Consider the following 20,675-nt stretch of genomic DNA (forward strand, 5'->3'; position numbering starts at 1 on the left):
TCCTTTTCCAGACTCCCGAAGAATTCGCACAGTGCCGATACGCTTTAGTCTCTTTGGAACAACCGCGATCCTGACCGCTGCCCTGTTCGTGGCCGAGCCTGCGCGGGCACAAGACGATCCGCCAATGCCCGGCGACACCATCGCTCTCGACCCGATCACGGTGACTGCCACGAAGGGAGGCGAACGCGTCTACGAGTCGTTGTCTCCTTCGAGCGTTCTCACACGCGACGAATTGCAGAATCAAGTCCAGCCGAGTTCTGTCTCCCAGATTCTGAACCTCATCCCGAGCGTCACGACCCAGGTGGGCGCGGGCGATTCAGGCACTGGAGTCAACATTCGCGGCCTTCAGGATTTCGGCCGGGTGAACGTGCTGGTGGACGGCGCCCGGCAGAACTTCCAGCGTCAAGGGCATGGCGCAAACGGCACCTTCTATTTCGATCCGGAGATGATGAAGTCCGTCGATGTCACGCGTGGCCCCGTATCCTCGATCTATGGGTCGGGCGCCATCGGCGGCGTGGCGAGTTTCACGACACTCGACGCGGACGATGTGATCGGCGAAGGCAGGCTGATCGGCGCGCGCCTCAAGGCCGCCTTCGAGACGAACGGCAAGACGCCCGTTCTTCATGGCGAAGTCGCCGGGAAACAGGCTGCCTTCGATATTCTCGGCGCAGCCACGTGGCGGTCGGCGGGAGATTACACATCGGGCGACGGGCGGCTTGTGGAGGATACGGCGCAGGACCTTCTTTCCGGCCTGTTCAAGACCCGTATCCGCCCGGCCGAGGATCACGAATTCACACTCTCCGCTTTGCGTATCCGCAATACTTTCGACGGCGGCCTCTCGACGATCTACCACACGGACGCCATCGCCGACACTTTCACAGCAGGCTATCGCTGGACGCCGAACTCGAACATCTGGAACCTGAGCGCCAAGGTTTATTTCACCGGAACAGATGTGAAGCAGACCGTGCTCGAAGGCCTTCCTCTCGGCGGAACAAAGTCATTTCGCATCGGCACGACCGGGTTCGATATCTTCAACACGTCCCTCTTCTCCACCGGCGAGTTCAGCCACGAAGTCACCTATGGCAGCGATCTTTTCGAGGACAACGTCAAGACCCGCGATTCCTACGGCACAAGCAACCTGATCACGCCATCGGGTACTCGCCTCGCCTACGGCGCTTATGTCCAGGACAAGGTGAGATATTCCACCTGGCTCGAAGTCATCGGCGGCCTGCGTTACGATTCCTATCGCCTCACCGGGGACGATATCGAGAACGAAGGTAACCGCGTTTCGCCCAAGATCACCATCGGCATCACACCGTGGGATCCGATCACTTTCTACGGCACCTATGCCGAAGGCTATCGCGCGCCGTCACTGAATGAGACTCTGATCGACGGTTTCCATCCACCGCCGGTGACCGGTCGCTTCTTCCCCAACCCCGATCTGAAGCCTGAGGTCGCCCACAATGTCGAAGCCGGGGTGAACCTTCGGCTCAACGGTCTTGTCAAGGATACCGACCGACTCCGCCTGAAGCTCGGCGTGTTCCGCAACACGGTCGACGATTACATCGAGCAAGTCTTCACGCCCTTCCCCATTCCGGGTGGTTATCAATACCAGAACATCGCCAAAGCGAAGTTGCACGGTTTCGAGGCCGAAGGTTTCTACGATTCCGGCATGTTCTTCATGGGCTTCGGTGGCCAGATCATGAGCGGTAAGAACGCGATCACTGGCGATCCTCTGAACAAGGTCCCGCCTAATCGCCTGGTCACGACGCTCGGCCTACGGCTCTTCGACGAGAAGCTCGAAATGGGAACGCGAGTCACGTGGGTTGCGGGAAAGAAGAACGCCGCGGCTCTCGGTTTCATTGGCGATCCCTACACCCTCGTGGATCTCTTCGCCGATTGGAACGTGAACGACAACGTCAAAGCGGGTCTCGTGGTCGAGAACCTCTTCAACGTTCAATACACTCAGTACCTCAATGCCCAGGCAAGCCCGGGCCTCACGGCGAAGGCCGCCCTCACCGTCAAACTCTACTGACGTTCTGCAAAGGAGATCGACATGGCAATCACCATCAAGCTGACCGCCGCCGAGGCCTATGCAAAGGGCGTCAATTTCAACACATACATGGTCAGCTATTTCGCGGACTTCGCATTCGAGGGCTGGCCTTACATTCTGGGCGGAAGCAGTACCTACAAGGGCGACCAGCTTGTGCTGCTCGACAATATCGATGGTCGAAACACGAAGGCCATGGTGCTCGACGGTTCGAATTTCGAATACTATTTCGCGAGCCACATCATGACCGGCACGCTGAAAAGCATCAAGCTCGGAACGCTCGGCGACAGCTACTCGTCTTCCAAGTCATCGTTCACGCAGGACGCATCGAAGCACATCGTCAACTATGCCGCCCCCCTAGAAATCTCAGGTCTTTCGATTTCAGGCAGTACAGCGGGCGGCCCGTTCCACGACCTTGTCTCAGGCCTGATGGGCGGTGTCAGCGCTGGAGGGCGAAGCACCAATCCGTCTCTGCTAAAGAGCGCTCTTGCGAGCCAGGCGCAAAAACTCATCGGCTCATCCGGAGCCGATACCTACACCGGCACGAAGTACAACGACACCATTCGTGGCAATGGCGGCAACGATACGCTGGACGGAGGTGCCGGGGTAGATACGGCCATCTATTCCAGCACCAAGAGCAACTACAGCATCACGCGATATACGAACGGAACGATCAAGGTCGTCGACAAGCGTTCAGGCTCGCCGGATGGCTCAGACACGCTGAAGAATATCGAGAAGCTGAAATTCTCGGACGGAACGATTGAAGCGACCTCTCTCCCCGCGATCTCCTCCACCAAGACCATCATCGGTACGGCGGCGGGCGATATTCTCAACGGGACGACCGGGGTGGATCTGATCAAGGGCGAGGCCGGCAACGACAAGATTTATGGCGGGCGCGGTGCCGACAAACTCTACGGCGGAGCCGATGCGGACGCGTTCGTCTTCAAATCGATCAAGGACAGCACCGTCGCCGCCTCCGGGCGTGACACCATCTATGACTTCTCGCGCAAACAGGGCGACAAGATCGATCTGCGCACCATCGATGCCAACACGATCCTGAAGGGCAACCAAGCCTTCAAGTTCATCGGCACCAAGGATTTTTCCGAGAAGGCCGGTGAACTCCGCTACGAGAAGGTCAAAGGCGGCGTTTACATCTATGGCGATGTCAACGGCGACGGGCAGGCCGATTTCAGCATCCATCTGAAGAGTATCGCTTCCCTCGTGAAGGGCGACTTCTACCTCTGAGCAAAGCGCGTCTCGCGCAACGCTCTCAGAAACGTCGCGCTAGACGCTCCAGATGACAGCCAATGTCCCATTCATCTCGCCAATCTCCACCCTCTCCTCGCAATATCGCACCTGACGAGCCCTTCGCAGAGCTTCGCGCGGAGAACCTCGACACAAAGCAACTCATCACTCTTCTCGATCAATGGAGCGAGCCCGTTGTCGCCAAGGCTTGGATGCATTTTACGGTCGCGAAGACGTATTTCTCGCTGACCGACAACCGCGATGTCAGTCGCGCCGATAAGACACGCATTCTCAAGATGCTCGCGCTCAGCGCAGGCATCAGCACCACACGTCTCCACGCTTTGCTCAACCAGTATTTCTACGCCCGGTCGATCGAAGGTTTCCTGCCGACGCTGGAGAATGACGGGCGCCGGGTCGAGACGCGTGTCGAGGAGATTATCGCGGAGGAAATCGAGCGCGCCCAAAGCAACCCGGAGCCACAGACACGCGTCGCGCTGATGGCGCTCATCCGGCAACGCTGCCAGAATGAGGGCTTCGGGCCCCCAGCACGGAACACGATATTGATGCGGATCAAGTCCTCGCTGTTGTGAAGTTCCGGGATCATTGACGATCACCTACCTTCCGCTGCCAAGCGATAGACGTCAGCTTTCTCTCCCTCATCGTCGCGAACCGGCTCGCCGAGCAAGTCGTCTCTGAGAAGCAGGTCCACCTCCTGTTGAATCGCGAGAAATTCGTTCCAATCCGCAGTTTGAATCAGCGCGAGAACCTGCACTTTCGGAATCTCCTCGTGGCCCTCGCGAAGCCGGACACGAACCGAGGAAGGCTCGACCTTCGGATGGTTGGCAACGGCGGCGGCGATCTGCGCGATGGTTCGGCGAATAGAAGCGCTGTCACCCGCCGAGGCAATCTTCAGCACCCGATCATAAGGCATCTTATCGCGCTTCGAGAGATTGATCAGGTTCAGATTCACGAAGACCGAATTCGGCACGGTGATCAGCGTTCGATCGAGGCCGCGAATGCGGGTGGAACGGACGCCGATGCTCTCGACCTGGCCCTCGAGAGAACCGAACCGACATATGTCGCCGACGCGTACGGGCCGGTCCGCGTAGAGGATCAGCCCGCCGATGAAGTTTTCGATAGTCGGTTTTGCCGCGAGCGCAATCGCCAGACCGCCGACACCGAGGCCGGCGAGAATGCCAGCCAGCGGCAGGCCGAGATGCGTTGCGCCGTAGATGAGAATGCCGCAGGCGATGGCAATCCCGAACGTGCGGATCGCCGCCCGCGCGAGAGAGGCATCGATGCTCTCCGTACGGACATGCGAGAAACGTTCGACGACGAGCGCCAGTGCATTTGAGAGCGCGACGATGCCCCAGACAAGGGCGAGAAAGGCAATTCCCTCTGCAATGCCGTCGAACGAATCCTGGATGTGACCGGTGATGTTGAGCTGGTAGTCAACAACGTACATCACTGCGAGCGCGGTTAAGGCGAGCGCGGACGGAAAGGCAATGCTGACAAAAAGGATCGCCGCCCGCCTCTCCGGCCGCATGCGACCGATCCGGCGCCAGGCCCATGCCAGCCAGAGGGCCGCGATCGTGAGGACGAGACCAAATCCGATCCATTGCCAGACGGTCTGGTCTCCGACTTCCCAACGAAGCGGCTCCGGCAATCCCTCGATGAGGCTGTACCATTTCGGCGGCAGAATTTGACCGGGCGTCTGTTTGTAGAACGCGTAAAAGTCCTCCGAACCGTTGACGTCCGGCTGGTCCTTGATGGCGCTATAGAATTCCTCCAACCGTTGGAGACTGGCCTTGGAGATCAGATATTCGCCTGCTCGCGGCCCATCCTCGATGCGTAAAATCCGGATTTCGGTTTCCGGTACGTTCCAGCCCTTCAATGCCTTCGAACTATCGCTTCCAACAGCCTCAGGACCGGGGATGGTCTCACTCGCAGGCTCGGGGACCCGATCCAGTATTTCCTTCAGGATGAGCGTCGCTTCGAGAGAACGGTTCTCGCGATTGACGGGCGGAACATCGCTAAGATCGAGGGATCGCGCCGCACGGGCGAGCAAGGCTTCGGCCCTCTTGACCTTCTTCTTCACGGCGGGGCTCCAGAAGAACCCGCTTTCGCTGCGATTTTCCTTGTAGGCGTCGAGCAAGAGCTTGGACGCCTCCCCCACGCTGTTGCGGAAATTCTGGAACGTGGCCCGCGGGCTGGAGGTATCGGCAGGCGTGAGAAACCCAGCCTTTGCGTCCTCAGCACTGGCGATTTGCCCAGCGAAGAGCAGAACCAAGAGTGCTATGAGCGAGAGGAATCGGCTGGCTTGCCGCAAAGTTTGTTCCATCGACGGTTTCATCGCCATGAATCGTTGCCTACCCAAGCGATCTATCTAACTGATGATGCAACACACGATCAAGGAAGCCCTATCTCTACCAAAATGAATGTTGCCTTCCGTCGACGACTGGACTTTAGCAAAAACTGGAAATTAGTTTCGTTCAACGCTATCGGCGACACGACTTTGGGTTTTGATTGCGAAAGACATCGATAGCTGCAGCGGCATGCCCCTGAGGAGATTGATCGAATGACGATGACGTGGCTCGAAGCTCTCGGATGGTTCGGTGCGGTGCTTGCCATCACCGGCAGCGCCATGAAGACAATTATCCCGCTACGTTGTGTCGGGATCGTCGCGAATGTCGTTTCACTAACCTATAACTACCACCTCGGCCTCGTCCCAGGCGTAATCGTCAATCTGATCCTGCTGCCGCTCAACGGCACGCGCCTGTTTCAGATGCTGCGCCTGATCCGCAAGGTGAAGAGCGCTTCCCAAAGCGACCTGTCGATGGACTGGCTCAAGCCCTTCATGACAAAACGCGGCGTGAAAGCGGGCGAAACGCTGTTTCACAAGGACGACGAAGCGGATTGCATGTTCTACACTCTGAGCGGACGTTTCAGGCTCCGTCAGCTTGGAATAGATCTTCCGCCAGGGCGCGTCGTCGGCGAGATGGGCTTCCTCTCACCGGACAACAAACGCACTCAGACTCTGGAATGTGTCGAGAGCGGAGAGGTCTTGAGCATCACCTACGATCAGGTTCGGCAACTCTATTTCCAGAACCCGGAATTTGGCTTCTATTTCCTGCGCCTGACGACGGAACGCATGTTTGCCAACATGGAGAGGCTGGAGGCTGAACTATCGCAATTGCGCGCCAGTTCGGAAGAAACACGCATCACGCAAATGCCCGCCTCCGCGAAAGATAGCATGGTAAGCGCAGTTTAGAATTCATCTAAATAATTGAATTGATTGCGGTTTTTCTTGACCACTTTCCTGCCTCGTGGTTTGTGCCATCTCGCTGGACGGCCTTGAACCGTCGCGGCTTAAAGTCAGATCAGGAGGCAAGATGTCGGTTCGTGCATTCGTCAATCGCTTGGTTCTAGGAGCTCTTGGGTCGACAGCTCTTATTGCGGCGAGCGTGCCGGCTTCGGCACAAGGCGTCGTGAACGTCTATACGAACCGTGAGCCGGGTTTGTATTCATCGACCCTCGACGAGTTCACCAAGGCGACCGGTATCAAAGTCAATGCCATCTTCTCCGAGCAGGGTCTTTCCGAGCGCATCAAGGCCGAGGGCGAGAACAGCCCGGCCGACGTGCTGATTACGGTCGATATCGGCCGGCTGCAGGAAGCGCTCGATCTCGGCATCACGCAGCCCCTGAAATCCCAGGCGCTTGAAGCCGCCATTCCGGCACAATTGAGGGATCCTGAAGGCCGCTGGTTCGCGCTCTCCATGCGCGCCCGCTCGGTCTACGCCTCGAAGGACCGGGTGAAGGACACAGCGATCACCTATGAAGATCTCGCTGACCCGAAGTGGAAGGGCAAGCTCTGCACCCGCTCCTTCCAGCACCAGTACAATATCGCCCTCACCGCCGCGATGATCCTCAAGCACGGGGAAGCGAAGACGGAAGAGTGGTTGAAGGGTATCAAGGCCAATCTCGCCAAGAAGCCTTCCGGCGGCGACCGTGACGTGGCGAAGGACATCATGGCCGGCGTCTGTGATATCGGCCTCGGCAACACCTATTACGTCGGCCTCATGACCAATGGCACGAACCTGGACCAGAAGAAGTGGGCCGAGGCGATACACGTCATTCTGCCGACTTTCCAGAACGGCGGCACACACGTCAACGTCTCCGGCGCCGCGCTCATGAAGCATGCGCCGAACAAGGCGAACGCCGTGAAGCTCATGGAGTACATGACCTCTCCCGAAGCCCAGCACGTCTTCGCCGATGTGAACTACGAGTATCCGGTTCGGGCCGGCGTTGCGATCAATCCGCTCATCAAGTCCTTCGGCGATCTGAAGGCTGATCCGATGACGATCTCGGCCATCGGCAAGGCCCGCGCCAAGGCGAGCGAGCTGGTCGATAAGGTTGGCGTGGATCGCTAAGAGATTGTTTTGAAATGATGCGCTTTTCTCTCCTTTCGTCATTCGGGGGCCGTGTCAGCGGAGCCCGGAACCCCGAACCGCAACCATTTCAGAACGGCCAGCAACGCGTGGGGCTTTCATCTCATCCGGAGGTGCCAGCGGTTATGGGTTTCCGGGCTCGCCTGCGGCACCCCGGAATGACGGTGGAAAGGCGCTAAACTATTTCCAAACGGGCTCTAACCCGCAACTGAGGCAGGATCGGACATTGGTGCAACGGATGAAACGCCCCTTCCAATGAGCACACTGGCCCTGCCATCACGCTTGTCCATCACGGCCATTCGGCGTGCCTGCAACGGCGCGCCGCTCTGGTCTCTGGCTGTCGTTTTTCTTGTGGCTTGCATCGTGCTGGCTCCTCTCGCCTCGCTGGTGAGCATCGCCATGAGGGGCGACCCCGCCCAACTGCCTGGGCTTGTGTCGGACGTATTGCCGTCGGCGCTTTTCGACACGAGCCTGCTTCTCGCGGGCGTTGCCATTCTTGCCGGTTCCATCGGCATCGGGACTGCATGGCTCGTCACCGCGCATCGCTTCCCGGGCCGCGATGCGTTGGCATGGCTTTTGCCGTTGCCGCTCGCCGTGCCGACCTACATTACGGCTTATATCTACGTCGAAATCTTCGACGCTGCAGGCCCCTTACAGATGGGCCTGCGCGGCCTCATGGGATGGAAGTCACGCGCCGACTACTGGTTTCCCGAAATCCGGTCGCTCTACGGCTGCATTCTCGTCATGTCCTTTGTTCTCTACCCTTACGTCTACATCGCCGCGCGGACGATGTTTCTGACGCAAGGAGCGAACATGATCGAAGTGGCGCGCACGCTTGGCGCAGGCCGTTTCCGACTTTTCAGCGTCATCGCCGTTCCCCTCGCCCGCCCCGCGCTCGCGGTCGGCCTCTCGCTTGCGCTTCTTGAGGCGCTGAACGATATCGGTGCTGCGGAATATCTTGGCGTGCGCACGCTCACCGTTTCCGTTTTCACGACCTGGCTCAACCGCAACAATCTTGCCGGCGCAGCGCAAATCGCCTGCGTCATGCTCGCCATCGTGATCCTGCTGATCATGCTCGAACGGCGCGGACGACGGGACAGGCGCTACTCGCTCTCGACACGCAGACCGCGCGTCACGCAGCCGGTGAATCTTCCCCCAGCCGGTCGCTGGGCCGCGACACTATTCTGCACCGTCCCCGTCATCATGGGCTTTGCACTACCCTTGGGCTTCTTGCTCCGAGAGGTTTCGCGCCGCGATCTGTCGAGCCAGATCGATTCCGCTTTTCTCGACCACCTTCTGACGACCCTGGGACTCTCCGTCACCGCAACAGTAACGGCAATCGTCCTTGGTATTGTGGTGGTCACAGCCTCGCGCCTCGCCAGAACACGCTTCACCAGAACGGCGCAAGGCATCACCGGCGTCGGCTACGCGGTGCCGGGCACCGTTCTCGCGCTTGGTCTGCTCACCCCACTCGTGACCGTCGACAATTGGATCGGGTCCTTCTGGCGGTTCCTCACCGGTGAGCATCTCGGGCTGATTCTTCTCGGCTCCGTCGCAGGCATCGTGATCGCTTACACGATCCGCTTCCTGCCGATTGCCACCGGCTCCCTGTCGGCCGGCCTCGAGCGTATATCGTCGAACCTCGAAGATGCCGGGCGCATTCTCGGCGCACGGCCGCGAGAATTGGTGCTGCACGTGCAATTACCGCTCTTGCGTCCGGCGTTGGCGAGCGCGGCGCTCCTCGTGTTCGTGGATTGTATCAAGGAACTGTCGGCGACCCTGCTGCTACGCCCCCTCAACACGGAGACGCTGGCGACGCTGGTCTATGGCAATGCATCGCGCGGGGCTTTCGAGGACGGCTCCTTTGCCGCTCTCGTGATCGTTCTCGTCGGGCTTTTGCCTGTCATCCAGCTCGTGCGGAGCGCCGAGGCGCGACGGTTAGCGAAGGCGTCATCGTCAAGCGTTCATTCTGCGTCGGGCTGAGAAGAGCCGCAGACTGTCTTCCATAAGAACTCAAGGGCCTTCGCATTCCTGCGAACGGCCCTTGAGAGAGACATCCAATCGCCTCGTCAGGCCGCGTTGGCTTTGGACGAGAGCGCGACTTTGAATTCGGCTTCCGTCTTGGCCTTGATCTCGTCGAGCGTAATGCCGTCGGCAAGCTCAATCAGGGTCATGCCGCCGTGGCCTTTCTTGTCGATGGTGAAGACGCCGAGATCGGTGATCACCATGTCGACGACGGCGGCACCCGTCAAAGGCAGGTTGCATTTCTTGAGCAGCTTCGGCTCGTCCTTCGCCGTGTGCTCCATGACGACAACGACGCGCTTGACGCCCGCCACCAGGTCCATGGCGCCGCCCATGCCCTTCACCATCTTGCCGGGGATCATCCAGTTGGCGAGATCGCCGTTCTGGTCCACCTGCATGGCGCCGAGGATCGACAGGTCGATATGACCGCCACGGATCATCGCGAAGGAATCGGCGGACGAGAAATAGCTCGTCGTCGGAAGCTGCGTGATGGTCTGCTTGCCGGCATTGATCAGGTCGGCATCTTCTTCGCCTTCATACGGGAACGGGCCCATGCCGAGCATGCCGTTTTCCGATTGCAGCTGCACATTCATGCCCGCCGGAATGAAGTTCGAGACCAGCGTCGGAATGCCGATACCGAGATTGACGTAGAAGCCGTCGCGCAATTCCTTGGCGGCACGCGCAGCCATCTGTTCACGGGTCCAAGCCATTGTCCTCTCCTCCCTTACGCCGCTGCCCGCGGGCGGGTGGTGCGCTGCTCGATGTGTTTGGCCGGGTTCGGCACATGCACAACTCGCTGCACGAAAATACCGGGTGTGTGGATGCAATCCGGATCGATCTCGCCGGGCTGCACCAGATGCTCCACCTCCGCGATGGTGATCTTTGCGGCACTCGCCATCATCGGGTTAAAATTGCGGGCCGTCTTGCGATAGACGAGATTGCCTTCCGTATCGCCCTTGAAGGCGTGAACGACAGCGATATCGGCAAACAGGCCGCGCTCCATGACGTATTTCTCGCCATCGAACTCGCGCACTTCCTTGCCGTCGGCAATGATGGTGCCGACGCCGGTCTTGGTGAAGAAGGCGGGAATTCCCGCGCCGCCGGCCCGAATGCGCTCGGCCAGCGTGCCTTGCGGGTTGAATTCGAGTTCAAGCTCGCCGGAAAGATATTGCTGGGCGAACAGTTTGTTTTCACCCACATAGGATGAGATCATCTTCTTGATCTGTCGGGTTTCCAGAAGCCGTCCCAGGCCGATACCGTCCACACCGGCATTATTGGAAATGAAGGTCAGATCCTTCGCCCCCGAATCACGAATGGCCTCGATCAGCGCCTCGGGAATGCCGCACAGGCCGAAACCGCCCGCCATGATCGTCATTCCGTCCTTCACGAGCCCAGCGAGCGCCGAGCGCGCATCGGCTTGAACCTTATTCATAAAACCTCCCGGAGATGTTCCAGTATATCGTCAAAAATACGATCGGGCGGCACCCTGCATGGTGGCCTCATTTTAGACAATCCCTTCATATGGATATATGCAAGTTCCTGCATGCCTCGCCGGATTCCCTAACGGGGCTCGCTTTTCTTCTACTCGCTCCTCCTTGCGACGTTGGGGCAACCGGTCCATATCCATTCGCTCATGTCTCGTCGTGCCCTTCTCATTATCGCGCTGATCGCGCTCGCGCTTCTCGGAACCGCGGCATTCCCCTGGACTTTGTCCAGCGGCGCGCTTTCGGCTGCGCTGACGGAGCACCTGGAGAGTCATTACGGCCTCTCCTTCAAGGTCAATGGACGCAGCACTTTTGCACTCCTGCCGACGCCTCGGGTGAAGTTCGAGGACGTCGACCTCGTCTCCGCGGACGGGAAAACGACGGTGGATGGTGGATATTTGCGAGGGGAGTTGCGCGTTCTTCCTCTGGTTTTTGGGCGGATCGAACTGTCGGAGATCGCTCTCAGCGATAGCCGCATCACGGTCTCGTTCGAGCAGATGAAGTCGCTGGACTGGGCTCGCAAGACAGCATCCGAAGCGAGCAAGCAGCGCTCCCTGCACGCCCGGCGACTGATTGTAACCGGCTCCACGCTGCAATGGAGCGACTTTCCGACCGCCGGATTGAATCGCGTTAATCTCGTGGTCAATTGGCGCGGTGAGGACGACGAACTTGCCGTCGCCGGCTCAATCGCCTGGCGCGGCGAAGACATTGAAATCGGTGAGGTTTCCTTCAATCCCGCCCTCCTCGCTGCGGATGCGGCAAGCCCGTTCGCCGTGAAGTTGCGGTCACTTTCCGGCAATGTCGCCATCACCGGCGAGGCGCAAGTCGGAGCTGACCCGCGCGTGACCGGAAAAGGGTCTATCGCCGCCAGTTCCGTCCGGGATTTCGCTCGATGGAGCGGGCTCAGCCTGCCTTTGAGCCCGCTGACGGGTGCGTTTTCTATCTCAGGTGAATTTTCGGCCAACAAGCGCCGCCTCTCGTGGCCTTCGGTCGCGGTGGCTCTGGGAGGAGATCGTCTCGACGGCACGCTCTCCGTACGCTTGGACAGCGAACGCCCGGTCATCTCGGGCACGTTGGCGGCCGACAAACTTGATTTGTCCGATTTTTTCGCACCCTTCGCGCAGACGCGGACCCTCACCGGCGCCTGGAATGACGATGCGTTGAACCTAACCCGCATGACTGCGGGCGATCTGGATATTCGCCTGTCCGCCACTTCCGCGAGGCTCGGACTTCTCACTCTCGGAGACATGGCTGCGAGCATTCTCGTGAAGCCCGGCCAGATCGAGGCCTCTCTCGGGCGCGCAAGTTTTTACGACGGCTCGCTTAAAGGTCGTCTTTCGCTCAGTCAGACCGAGGGCAAGCCCGAACTCAAGGGGCAGGCCAGCTTCGACCGGATCGATATTGCCTCATTTCTTTCCGTCGTCGGTGAACCGCGCTGGATCACAGGCCAAGCGCTCGGACAAATTCAGATCGAGGCGGCCGGGGGCACCGTGTCTGAACTCGTCCGCGCGAGCCACGGCCGGACCACCATTTCCGTCAAACGCGGAGAGCTGATCGGGATCGGTCTCAATGACGCGTTGAAGAGGATCGACAAGCGCCCCCTCGCCGCTTCGCTCGATTGGCGCGGCGGACGCACTGCGTTCGACCTCGCCCAGGTCAGTTTGAACATCACCTCCGGCAACGGCGAGATCATGGAGGGCCGTCTGACCGCTCCCGAAGTGCACGCGGCGCTACAGGGACGAGTTTCCATCGCGGACCGCACCTTGGATCTGAAAGCGTTGGTCGACTCGGCAACGCCCAATCCCAACACATCGCCGCTGATCGCATTCGATCTCGATGGCGGCTGGGATTCGGTCATGATAACGCCGGACGTGAAATCCCTGATCCAGCGCTCGGGCGCCGCAAAGCCGCTCTTCGGGCCGGAACGAACGACTAAAGAACCCCCGGCAGACAACGCTCAGTGAGCGTTGCGTTCGGAAACCATTAGAGAGCGTTTGCTTAGAATCGTGGCGATGGTAACCCCCACAGTCACAATGCTGATGAGGATCGTCGAAGCCGCGTTCACTTCCGGCGACAGGCCGAGCCTGACCTGACTGTAAATCCTGATGGGCAAGGTCGTGGCCCCTGGACCCGTATTGAAGCTCGCAATCACGAGATCGTCCAGCGACAGGGTGAAGGCCAGAAGGAAGCCCGCGACAATCGCGGGAGAAATCAACGGCAACGTGACGGCGAAGAAGGTCTTGAGCGGTGGCGCGCCGAGATCCATCGCAGCTTCTTCCAACGAGCGATCGAAGGTCAAAAGCCGCGCCTGCACAACCACCGTCACGAAGCACATGGTCAGCGTCGTATGGGCCAGCGTGATCGTCCAGAAGCCGCGGTCGAGACCGATCGCCACGAAGAACAACAGCAGCGACAGGCCGGTGATGACTTCCGGCATGACCATCGGCGCGTAGACCATGCCGGTAAACAGGGTGCGCCCCGTAAACCGCCCGTAACGGGTCAGCGCAAGAGCCGCGAGCGTGCCGAGCACAGTCGCCATGGAGGCGGAGAGAAGCGCGATCCGCACTGTTACCCAGGCGGCATCCATCAACGCTTCGTTGCGGAAGAGCGCGCCATACCACTGCGTCGAGAACCCGCCCCACACGGTCACCAGGCGCGACGCGTTGAAGGAATAGACGACCAGCAGCAGGATCGGCACATAAAGGAAGGCGAAGCCGAGCACCAGCGATGTGACGTTGAAGAGACTGAGGCGGTTTCTCATCGCTGCGTCTCCAGCCGGCGCGCCTCGACATCACGGTAGATCACGATCGGCACGACGAGGATGATCAACAGAAGGATCGCCACGGCGGAGGCCAACGGCCAATCGCGGTTCGAGAAGAACTCGCTCCACAATTGACGGCCGATCATCAAAGTCTCGGAACCGCCGAGCAGATCCGGGATCACGAACTCTCCGACGGCCGGAATGAAGCACAGAAGCGAACCGGCAATGACGCCGGGCATGGCGAGCGGCACGGTGATCGCCCAGAACGCGCGCCAAGGCGGGCAACCGAGATCGAGCGCCGCCTCGATCAGCGTATTGTCCATCCGCTCCAGCGACGCATAGAGTGGTAGCACCATGAAGGGCAGATAGGCATAGACGATGCCGATATAGACCGCGAATTCCGTGTTCAGGATGATCAGAGGGTCGTCGATCAGGCCGATGCCCATCAGCGCCTGATTGAGAAGCCCTTCCGGCTTCAGAATGGCGACCCAGGCATAAATTCGGATGAGAAAGCTCGTCCAGAACGGCAGGATGATCAGACCGATCAAGAGCGGATGATGTTTCGCGGGAGCCCGCGCCATGGCGTAGGCGATGGGAAAGCCGACAAGAAGAAGCAGTGCCGTCGAAATGGCGGCGATCCGCACGGATGACAGTGTCGCCGCCAGATAAATACCATCCTCGACCAGCATCTCGAAATTTTCGAGATCGAGCTTCTGGAAAAATCCCCAGACATCGCTCCATTCGAACACGGGCGTGTAGGGCGGCTGCGCGACGACAGGGTCCGAGAGACTGATCTTGAGGACGATCAGGAACGGCAACAGAAAAAGGACGGCGAGCCATAAGAACGGCACCGCCGGCACCACAGCCGACATCAGCCTTTTCGTGAGCGAGCGCGCCATGGCTATTCCGCCAGAATGACCGCCGCATCGGGCACGAAGGTCAGATGAACCTCCTCATCCCAATCGATGGGGTTGTCGACGAAGCGCGAGGCATTGGCGCGTGAGACGCGCAGGATTTCACCGGAGGCGAGCTTGACCCGATAGACGGTCCAGTCGCCCAGATAGCCGATATCCCACACTTCGCCGGTCAGGACATTCTGCGCATCGGGGCTCGGGGGGCCGCGGCGGATCACCATCTTTTCGGGACGGATCGCGATGGCGACCGCTTGGCCCTCGTTTAACACCTCATCCGGATCGTCGATAGTCAGGGGCGACGCCGATGCATTGGTTCCGACGCGCCACAGGCCGTTCTCCTGGCCGATCACCTTGCCTTCGAGGATGTTCACGTCGCCCACGAACTCGGCGATGAAACGGGTCTTCGGCTGCTCGTAGATCTCGCCCGGCGTCGCCACCTGGACGATGCGCCCATGATCCATGACCGCGATGCGGTCCGCCATGGTCATCGCCTCTTCCTGATCGTGCGTGACGACAACGAAGGTCATGCCGACCTCGTGCTGGATGTCCATCAGCTCGAACTGGGTCTCCTCGCGCAGCTTCTTATCGAGCGCGCCGAGCGGCTCGTCGAGCAGCAACACCTTGGGACGCTTGGCAAGAGCACGTGCGAGCGCGACGCGTTGGCGCTGCCCCCCGGACAATTGATCGGGATAACGCTTGGCGAGCCGCTCCAACTGCACGAGACGCAGCATTTCCTCGACGCGGGCTGCGACTTCGGCTTTCGGCAGACCATCCTGCTTCAGCCCGAAAGCGATGTTCTTCTCCACGCTCATATGGGGGAAGAGCGCATAGGACTGGAACATCATGTTCGCCGGTCGCCGGTAAGGCGGCACGCCTGCAAGGCTCTGGTCGGCGAGCGTGATACGCCCCTCGCTCGGCTCCTCGAAGCCCGCCAGCATCCGCATGAGGGTCGTCTTCCCACAGCCGGAAGGACCGAGCAGGCAGAAGAACTCGCGCTCGAAGATATCGAGCGAAAGATTTTCCACGGCCACAGCGTCGCCGAACCGCTTCGTCACGTTCTCGAAGCGGATGAGCGGCTTAGCGCTCGGATCGGACCAGGGAGCGAAAGTGCGGCGCACGGCGCCGACGGAGGACGGTTTACGGGAAGGAGGCAATGCGGTTGGTGCTTCGGGCTCAAGGGGACCAAGACGCGCAACCTAAAATGAGAGAGCCGCAAGAACAACAGTTTCGCGGCGTCATCCCCTATTGAGGATCGCCCTCCCGCGCAAATTTGGGAGCTGTCTCCCAAAGGATACGGTTTATGGTGACCGGCGCTAAAAACACCTCGTCACAACGGGCCTGTCACGAAGCTGACGCATTCCGCTACGGAAGCACAGGATTGCTGCCGGCGATGACCACCGATCAATCTTGCGGTGAGGCCTCGTTTGTCTCAGCCATCGCCGCGCGATCCCGCCCGCCGTTCAAGTCCCGCAATTTGTTGATGAAATCCGGCGGGTAGAGCAACGTCGAGGATGGCGTTTGGAGCCCCATGAACTTCGCGATGTCAGCCACGAACGCGTTGCAATTATAAGCAACCGCGCTCCAAAGCGGCGAGTTAGCCTGCAGCTTCTTGATAAAGGCCGTGAGCCTTGCGTATTCGGCCTCGCTCATCACGATCCGGTAACGCGCCGAGACATATTTTTCCTCGAGATCGCCGTCGCTGGGACCCGTCTCCGAGACAACCGGGATAAAATGCCCGATCATCCACGGGACAGGGCTGTTGCCCGCGGGGTGCAGACCGGCAACTTCACTCGTGAGAATCTGACCGCGCGGATTCAGTTGGCCGAACATCGCGAAGGTGTGGCCATAGCTCAACGCATACCGTGAGCGAAATTCTATGAAGTATTGCGTCGCAGGTGCGCGAACCGCCTTCTTGCCCTTCGGCTTCTGAGACGCGGCGGCCTCTATCCGGTTAGGCGAATTGGATGTTTGCGCGCTTAGTGCCGGACTAACCAGTGCGATGACCAACCCGAGCGCCGGCCAAATCGAAAAAAAGCGCCTTCCAGTCAAGTTCTTATCGAAATACAGCAACGTTCGCTCCTACGTTTTTAACGTGCGCTTGGGATGCGAACCGCATTCCGTTCCGCACAACAACAGGAGAAGCATCGAGAAGTAGAATTAAACGCCGACAAAGCAAGAGGGTCAGCTTTTGGCCGACCCTCTTTCAAATTTGAGTTACCCCTTAGTGATTACTGGCGCAAGTGGAGCAGGAGGCGGAGCCTTTCCTTTTCCAATACCAGCGCACGCTGCGGCAGAGAGGACGAGAAGAGCTGTAAGCGAAACCAGAAAAGTTTTCTTCATAGCTTATACCCTCTATAAACGAAGCTAAACTATCATAAAAGCCAAGCTACTACTAGTATAAAATTAAAATATCTCAATTAAAGATGATTTTACTTAAAAAGGCCAAACGAATACATTAGAGATCTGACACAAGTTCAGTCATATCTCTTATCAATGCTGCTATTCGTTTTTAAATAGGCCCGTTTCAGAAATTTCTAGAGGAATCGCGGAATCAGTCGTCCGGTTCGGGTCATATAAGCTCGATAGGGCTCACCAAAGGTCTCGATCATGAGGCGCTCTTCCTCGGCGACCCTGAACAGATAGAGCGTTCCGAATCCGATAAGACCAGAGAGCCCTGCAACGAGATTGGGCAAGAGAAGCGCCTGCGCAATGGCCCAAAGCCAGAAGGCCGTGTACATCGGGTGGCGGACGCGCCGATAGACGCCTTCGGTCACGAGCTTATGGTTCTCACGCACTTCGAGGGTCACCGACCAATTGCGCCCCAGCGCTTTGTGCGTCAGGCGGAACATCGCGAGCGCCGCGAGCGCAACGACAACTCCGACAGACGCTTGGAAGGGGTTGAAGGAATAAGCCGCAAACTTCGGAAATCCTGTCGCGACATAGACAAACGGCACCAAGCCGAGGCCGCTGAACGAAATGGATAGAAGCAAGGTTTCCCGCGCTCCACGCGCATTACGGGCCACGGACGTCCGGCGTGATTTGCGCGCGAACGGAACGCGGATCAAATACCAGCCGACGGCGAGCAGAACGAAGACGGTCTTGGCAATGGTAGGCGTCATGAGCAGCTCTTCTCCACCGCCTTTGCCGCGTTGAGTGAGACGTCGGTTACCGTCTCCGGGAGCCCTCCGTCAGCGCCGATCGCGGAGACGGCCCCATCCGCATACCTGACCTGCCGTTCGACGGAAAGTGGTCCGCAAAGCAGCATGAAATAGTCATAGGCCGCCCGCTGATCGTTGCCGCTGACGAACTGGCAATGCACTTTGAAGAAATTTCGGCGCGTACGCCGGTAGCGTGCCGGCTGCATCATTCTTCTGATGCGCTCAATGCGCACGATGGGACGTCCTGGCACATCCAGTCCCATGGCGGCGACTGGATTCGTTTTGTAGAAGTTCATCACGTCCGTCAGCGCCTGGTACTCGACCCACAGGATTTGGGACGCAGACGCCACGCGCTGCACCGCATGACGGAAGCGCGTCGCTCCCCGGTGCAGGCCGATTTTCAGAAGCGATGAACCCACGGACGCAAAAGCGACGGGGATGCGGGTGCCGAATTCGGGGTCGAGCCGCAAAGCCCGGTCGAGGAGATCCACGGCAAGGACGGCCCCGAGACTATGGCCGATGACCAGAATTTCGTCGGCCTGACCGTTCCTCGCCTTCGCGACGAGAGCACGAGCAACGCGGTCCAGCCGGGAATCGAGCACGGCATTGGGCCGCCGAATATAATCGCGGGAGAAAATCCAATCATCGAACAGGAGCGGGAGAAAGAGCCACTTCGCGGGCCACCGCATCAAGAGCGCGAATGTCGAAAGACCGGCACAGATCCCAAAGAGCAGAGAATCGGTCGCCTTCGTTGCAAGAACATCCACGCCCCATGCGAGAGCGACGAAGAAGGCGAGGAAAACGAACGGGTAAAGGAAAAACCCGGCATAACGCCAGTTGCTGCGCAAATAGCCCCAAAGCGCGCCCGCCGTCGCAAAGTCCAGAAAGGCCCGCAAGGCGCATGGCAATCGCTGCCACATGCTTTTTTGTATGCCCGCGTCGATGACATCGTCCCATCGCACCAGTTGGAAATCGGTCTCGACTTGCCAATTGGGGCCTGACGCGATCGCTCTCCACGAGGCCAGATCCTTCTCAACGACCACTTCCGAGATCGATGCGGCAACGGACCATGTCGCTTCGAATCGTTGAAGTTCGCGCGCAAAACGGCGGTACGCGACCTGTGGCACAACAGGATCGTAGCCTCCCAGGTGATAGACGAGACGCTTCTTGACAATGCTCTCCGTCATTCCTTCCCCAAGATCCGTCCCCCGACAATGATCGTTTTCTTTATGGTGGCGCTTCACCTTCAGCCGGCAAGAGCCCGTCGAATCGGCACCATTGCGCATTGTCCGACATGTGTCGCAGTGAGCGGCCTCTCAGGCAAGCCGCACGCCTGAGGAATAATCGAAACATTATCTCAACCAATGGTAGGAATTTACCGGCTTGCCAGAGGGACTATCGGTGTCTCAACGCAAAACGTCTGGTCGAGCCGCCGCAGATTTCCGGTCGCGCTCCATCAGATCGCGTTCGGATGGCGGTATCCCGCATGGTCCGGCAGACAATTCGCAGCCGCAGGATTCATCCAGAAGGAATTCACGCATGGCGACCACACGCGGATCGTTCGCCAGCGCCTCGGGCCAAATGGCCACATAGCTTTTCGTAGCCAACATCTTCACGTCGCCGAATGGACGCACGAGGCGGCCGGCTGCGAGCTCCGCGTCGATCATCGGTGAGCGACCAAGCACGAAGCCGGCCCCCTCGATGGCCGCTCGAAGAGCAAGGCCGAAATGGCTGAACCGAGGTCCGTGCATCATCTCCGCATCGGCCAGCCCGAGATGCGGCAACCACGTGTTCCAATCGAGCTCCGGACGCACCGGAGAGAGATTGGCATGGAGATTACCCGTCTCGTGCAAAAGCGGATGGTTTCTGAGATCCTCGATCTTCAGCCCACCATCGGCATCGAGCAGAGTCGGCGAGCAGACAGGAAACACTTCCTCGCGAACCAGGGGCATGCTGGTTGCGGTGAGTTCCGTAAGATCCGCTGGTTGACCGACGATGGCGAGGTCGACCCCGTCGCGGGCGAAATCGGGCACTTCATCCATGGCCGCGATTCTGACCTCGATCTGCGGGTGGCGAGAGGCGAAGCGCCCCAGACGCGGCACTAGCCACCAGGTTCCGAATGATGTGGAAGCAGCAACAGTCAGGACACCGACCTGCCCCCGCGCCCGAACCCGCTGCACAGCCATTCGCATACGGTCCAGGCCATCGGCAATTCCGGCGAGCAGAAGTTTGCCCTCCTCGGTCAGCGCGATTCCTGGATTTTTTCGCAGGAACAGACGGCACCCCATTTGCCCTTCAAGCTGCCGCACCTGATGGCTCACCGCGCTCTGCGTCACACAGAGTTCGGCGGCGGCCTGCGTGAAACTCAAGTGCCGCGCCACCGCCTCGAAGGTTCGCAGCCACGGCAATGGGGGGAAATTGGAGGGTCGTTCAGCCAAAAGCGAAGCTCATGAATTTAGCTCATGCGAGCGTGAGGAATGACCATTCGCCACCGCTCGTTGCGAGAGCCTAGCTTGGCCCTGCGAACACCGCAAGGAAAGCTGGTCATGAAAATCGCTTATGCCGTTGATGCCCTTTGGAAAATTTTACGACA

17 protein-coding genes are annotated in these 20,675 nt (G+C 59.2%); 7 read left to right on the forward strand and 10 right to left on the reverse strand.

The window, feature by feature from the left end:
* Window positions 1-31 precede the first annotated feature (31 nt).
* The 3 genes from AB4072_RS01010 to AB4072_RS01020 all read left to right on the forward strand — a co-directional run bounded on the left by AB4072_RS01010 (window position 32) and on the right by AB4072_RS01020 (window position 3,885).
* A complete protein-coding gene (locus tag AB4072_RS01010; RefSeq protein WP_441965046.1) occupies window positions 32-2,035 on the forward strand; it encodes a TonB-dependent hemoglobin/transferrin/lactoferrin family receptor in 2,004 nt (667 codons plus the stop codon).
* Window positions 2,036-2,056: 21 nt separating this feature from the next.
* A complete protein-coding gene (locus AB4072_RS01015) occupies window positions 2,057-3,295 on the forward strand; it encodes a M10 family metallopeptidase C-terminal domain-containing protein (protein ID WP_441965047.1) in 1,239 nt (412 codons plus the stop codon).
* 62 nt (window positions 3,296-3,357) lie between these two features.
* Window positions 3,358-3,885 (forward strand): hypothetical protein, encoded by a 528-nt coding sequence (locus AB4072_RS01020; protein ID WP_441965048.1) that lies wholly within the window; start codon window positions 3,358-3,360, stop codon window positions 3,883-3,885.
* 20 nt (window positions 3,886-3,905) lie between these two features.
* On the opposite strand, the gene AB4072_RS01025 is transcribed toward AB4072_RS01020, so the two are convergent.
* Window positions 3,906-5,636 (reverse strand): mechanosensitive ion channel family protein, encoded by a 1,731-nt coding sequence (locus tag AB4072_RS01025; protein ID WP_441965049.1) that lies wholly within the window; start codon window positions 5,634-5,636, stop codon window positions 3,906-3,908.
* A gap of 243 nt (window positions 5,637-5,879) precedes the next feature.
* Between AB4072_RS01025 and AB4072_RS01030 the strand changes: the two genes are divergently transcribed.
* The 3 genes from AB4072_RS01030 to AB4072_RS01040 all read left to right on the forward strand — a co-directional run bounded on the left by AB4072_RS01030 (window position 5,880) and on the right by AB4072_RS01040 (window position 9,726).
* Window positions 5,880-6,566 (forward strand): Crp/Fnr family transcriptional regulator, encoded by a 687-nt coding sequence (locus tag AB4072_RS01030; RefSeq protein ID WP_441965703.1) that lies wholly within the window; start codon window positions 5,880-5,882, stop codon window positions 6,564-6,566.
* A 121-nt stretch (window positions 6,567-6,687) separates the two neighbouring features.
* Window positions 6,688-7,725: a Fe(3+) ABC transporter substrate-binding protein gene (locus AB4072_RS01035; RefSeq protein WP_441965050.1), complete on the forward strand. Its 1,038-nt coding sequence runs from the start codon at window positions 6,688-6,690 to the stop codon at window positions 7,723-7,725.
* 273 nt (window positions 7,726-7,998) lie between these two features.
* Window positions 7,999-9,726, forward strand: coding sequence for an ABC transporter permease (locus AB4072_RS01040; RefSeq protein ID WP_441965051.1), 1,728 nt, complete (start codon window positions 7,999-8,001; stop codon window positions 9,724-9,726).
* A gap of 86 nt (window positions 9,727-9,812) precedes the next feature.
* Here AB4072_RS01040 and AB4072_RS01045 read toward each other — a convergent pair whose 3' ends face one another.
* Both AB4072_RS01045 and AB4072_RS01050 read right to left on the reverse strand, forming a co-directional pair.
* Window positions 9,813-10,475 carry a CoA transferase subunit B gene (locus tag AB4072_RS01045; protein ID WP_441965052.1) on the reverse strand — a complete coding sequence of 221 codons (663 nt, stop codon included), beginning with the start codon at window positions 10,473-10,475 and terminating at the stop codon, window positions 9,813-9,815.
* A gap of 14 nt (window positions 10,476-10,489) precedes the next feature.
* Window positions 10,490-11,197, reverse strand: a complete 708-nt coding sequence (locus tag AB4072_RS01050; protein WP_441965053.1) for a CoA transferase subunit A — start codon at window positions 11,195-11,197, stop codon at window positions 10,490-10,492.
* Window positions 11,198-11,398: 201 nt separating this feature from the next.
* Between AB4072_RS01050 and AB4072_RS01055 the strand changes: the two genes are divergently transcribed.
* A complete protein-coding gene (locus tag AB4072_RS01055; RefSeq protein WP_441965054.1) occupies window positions 11,399-13,213 on the forward strand; it encodes an AsmA family protein in 1,815 nt (604 codons plus the stop codon).
* Here AB4072_RS01055 and AB4072_RS01060 read toward each other — a convergent pair.
* From AB4072_RS01060 to AB4072_RS01090, 7 genes are all read right to left on the reverse strand, one after another.
* Entirely contained in the window at window positions 13,207-14,010 is an 804-nt protein-coding gene (locus AB4072_RS01060) for an ABC transporter permease (protein WP_441965055.1), read from the reverse strand. The genes AB4072_RS01055 and AB4072_RS01060 overlap by 7 nt on opposite strands.
* Entirely contained in the window at window positions 14,007-14,909 is a 903-nt protein-coding gene (locus tag AB4072_RS01065) for an ABC transporter permease (RefSeq protein ID WP_441965056.1), read from the reverse strand. The genes AB4072_RS01060 and AB4072_RS01065 overlap by 4 nt, the downstream gene beginning before the upstream one ends.
* A gap of 2 nt (window positions 14,910-14,911) precedes the next feature.
* A complete protein-coding gene (locus AB4072_RS01070) occupies window positions 14,912-16,078 on the reverse strand; it encodes an ABC transporter ATP-binding protein (RefSeq protein ID WP_441965057.1) in 1,167 nt (388 codons plus the stop codon).
* A 247-nt stretch (window positions 16,079-16,325) separates the two neighbouring features.
* Window positions 16,326-16,994, reverse strand: a complete 669-nt coding sequence (locus tag AB4072_RS01075) for a hypothetical protein (protein ID WP_441965058.1) — start codon at window positions 16,992-16,994, stop codon at window positions 16,326-16,328.
* Window positions 16,995-17,458: 464 nt separating this feature from the next.
* Window positions 17,459-18,043, reverse strand: a complete 585-nt coding sequence (locus AB4072_RS01080; RefSeq protein WP_441965059.1) for a protein-S-isoprenylcysteine O-methyltransferase — start codon at window positions 18,041-18,043, stop codon at window positions 17,459-17,461.
* Window positions 18,040-19,269: a hypothetical protein gene (locus AB4072_RS01085; protein ID WP_441965060.1), complete on the reverse strand. Its 1,230-nt coding sequence runs from the start codon at window positions 19,267-19,269 to the stop codon at window positions 18,040-18,042. The genes AB4072_RS01080 and AB4072_RS01085 overlap by 4 nt, the downstream gene beginning before the upstream one ends.
* A 219-nt stretch (window positions 19,270-19,488) precedes the next feature.
* On the reverse strand, window positions 19,489-20,520 hold the full coding sequence (locus tag AB4072_RS01090) for a LysR substrate-binding domain-containing protein (protein ID WP_441965061.1): 1,032 nt from the start codon (window positions 20,518-20,520) through the stop codon (window positions 19,489-19,491).
* Window positions 20,521-20,675: the final 155 nt, after the last annotated feature.

This window comes from Microvirga sp. 2MCAF38, assembly GCF_052115485.1.
Lineage (GTDB): Bacteria > Pseudomonadota > Alphaproteobacteria > Rhizobiales > Beijerinckiaceae > Microvirga.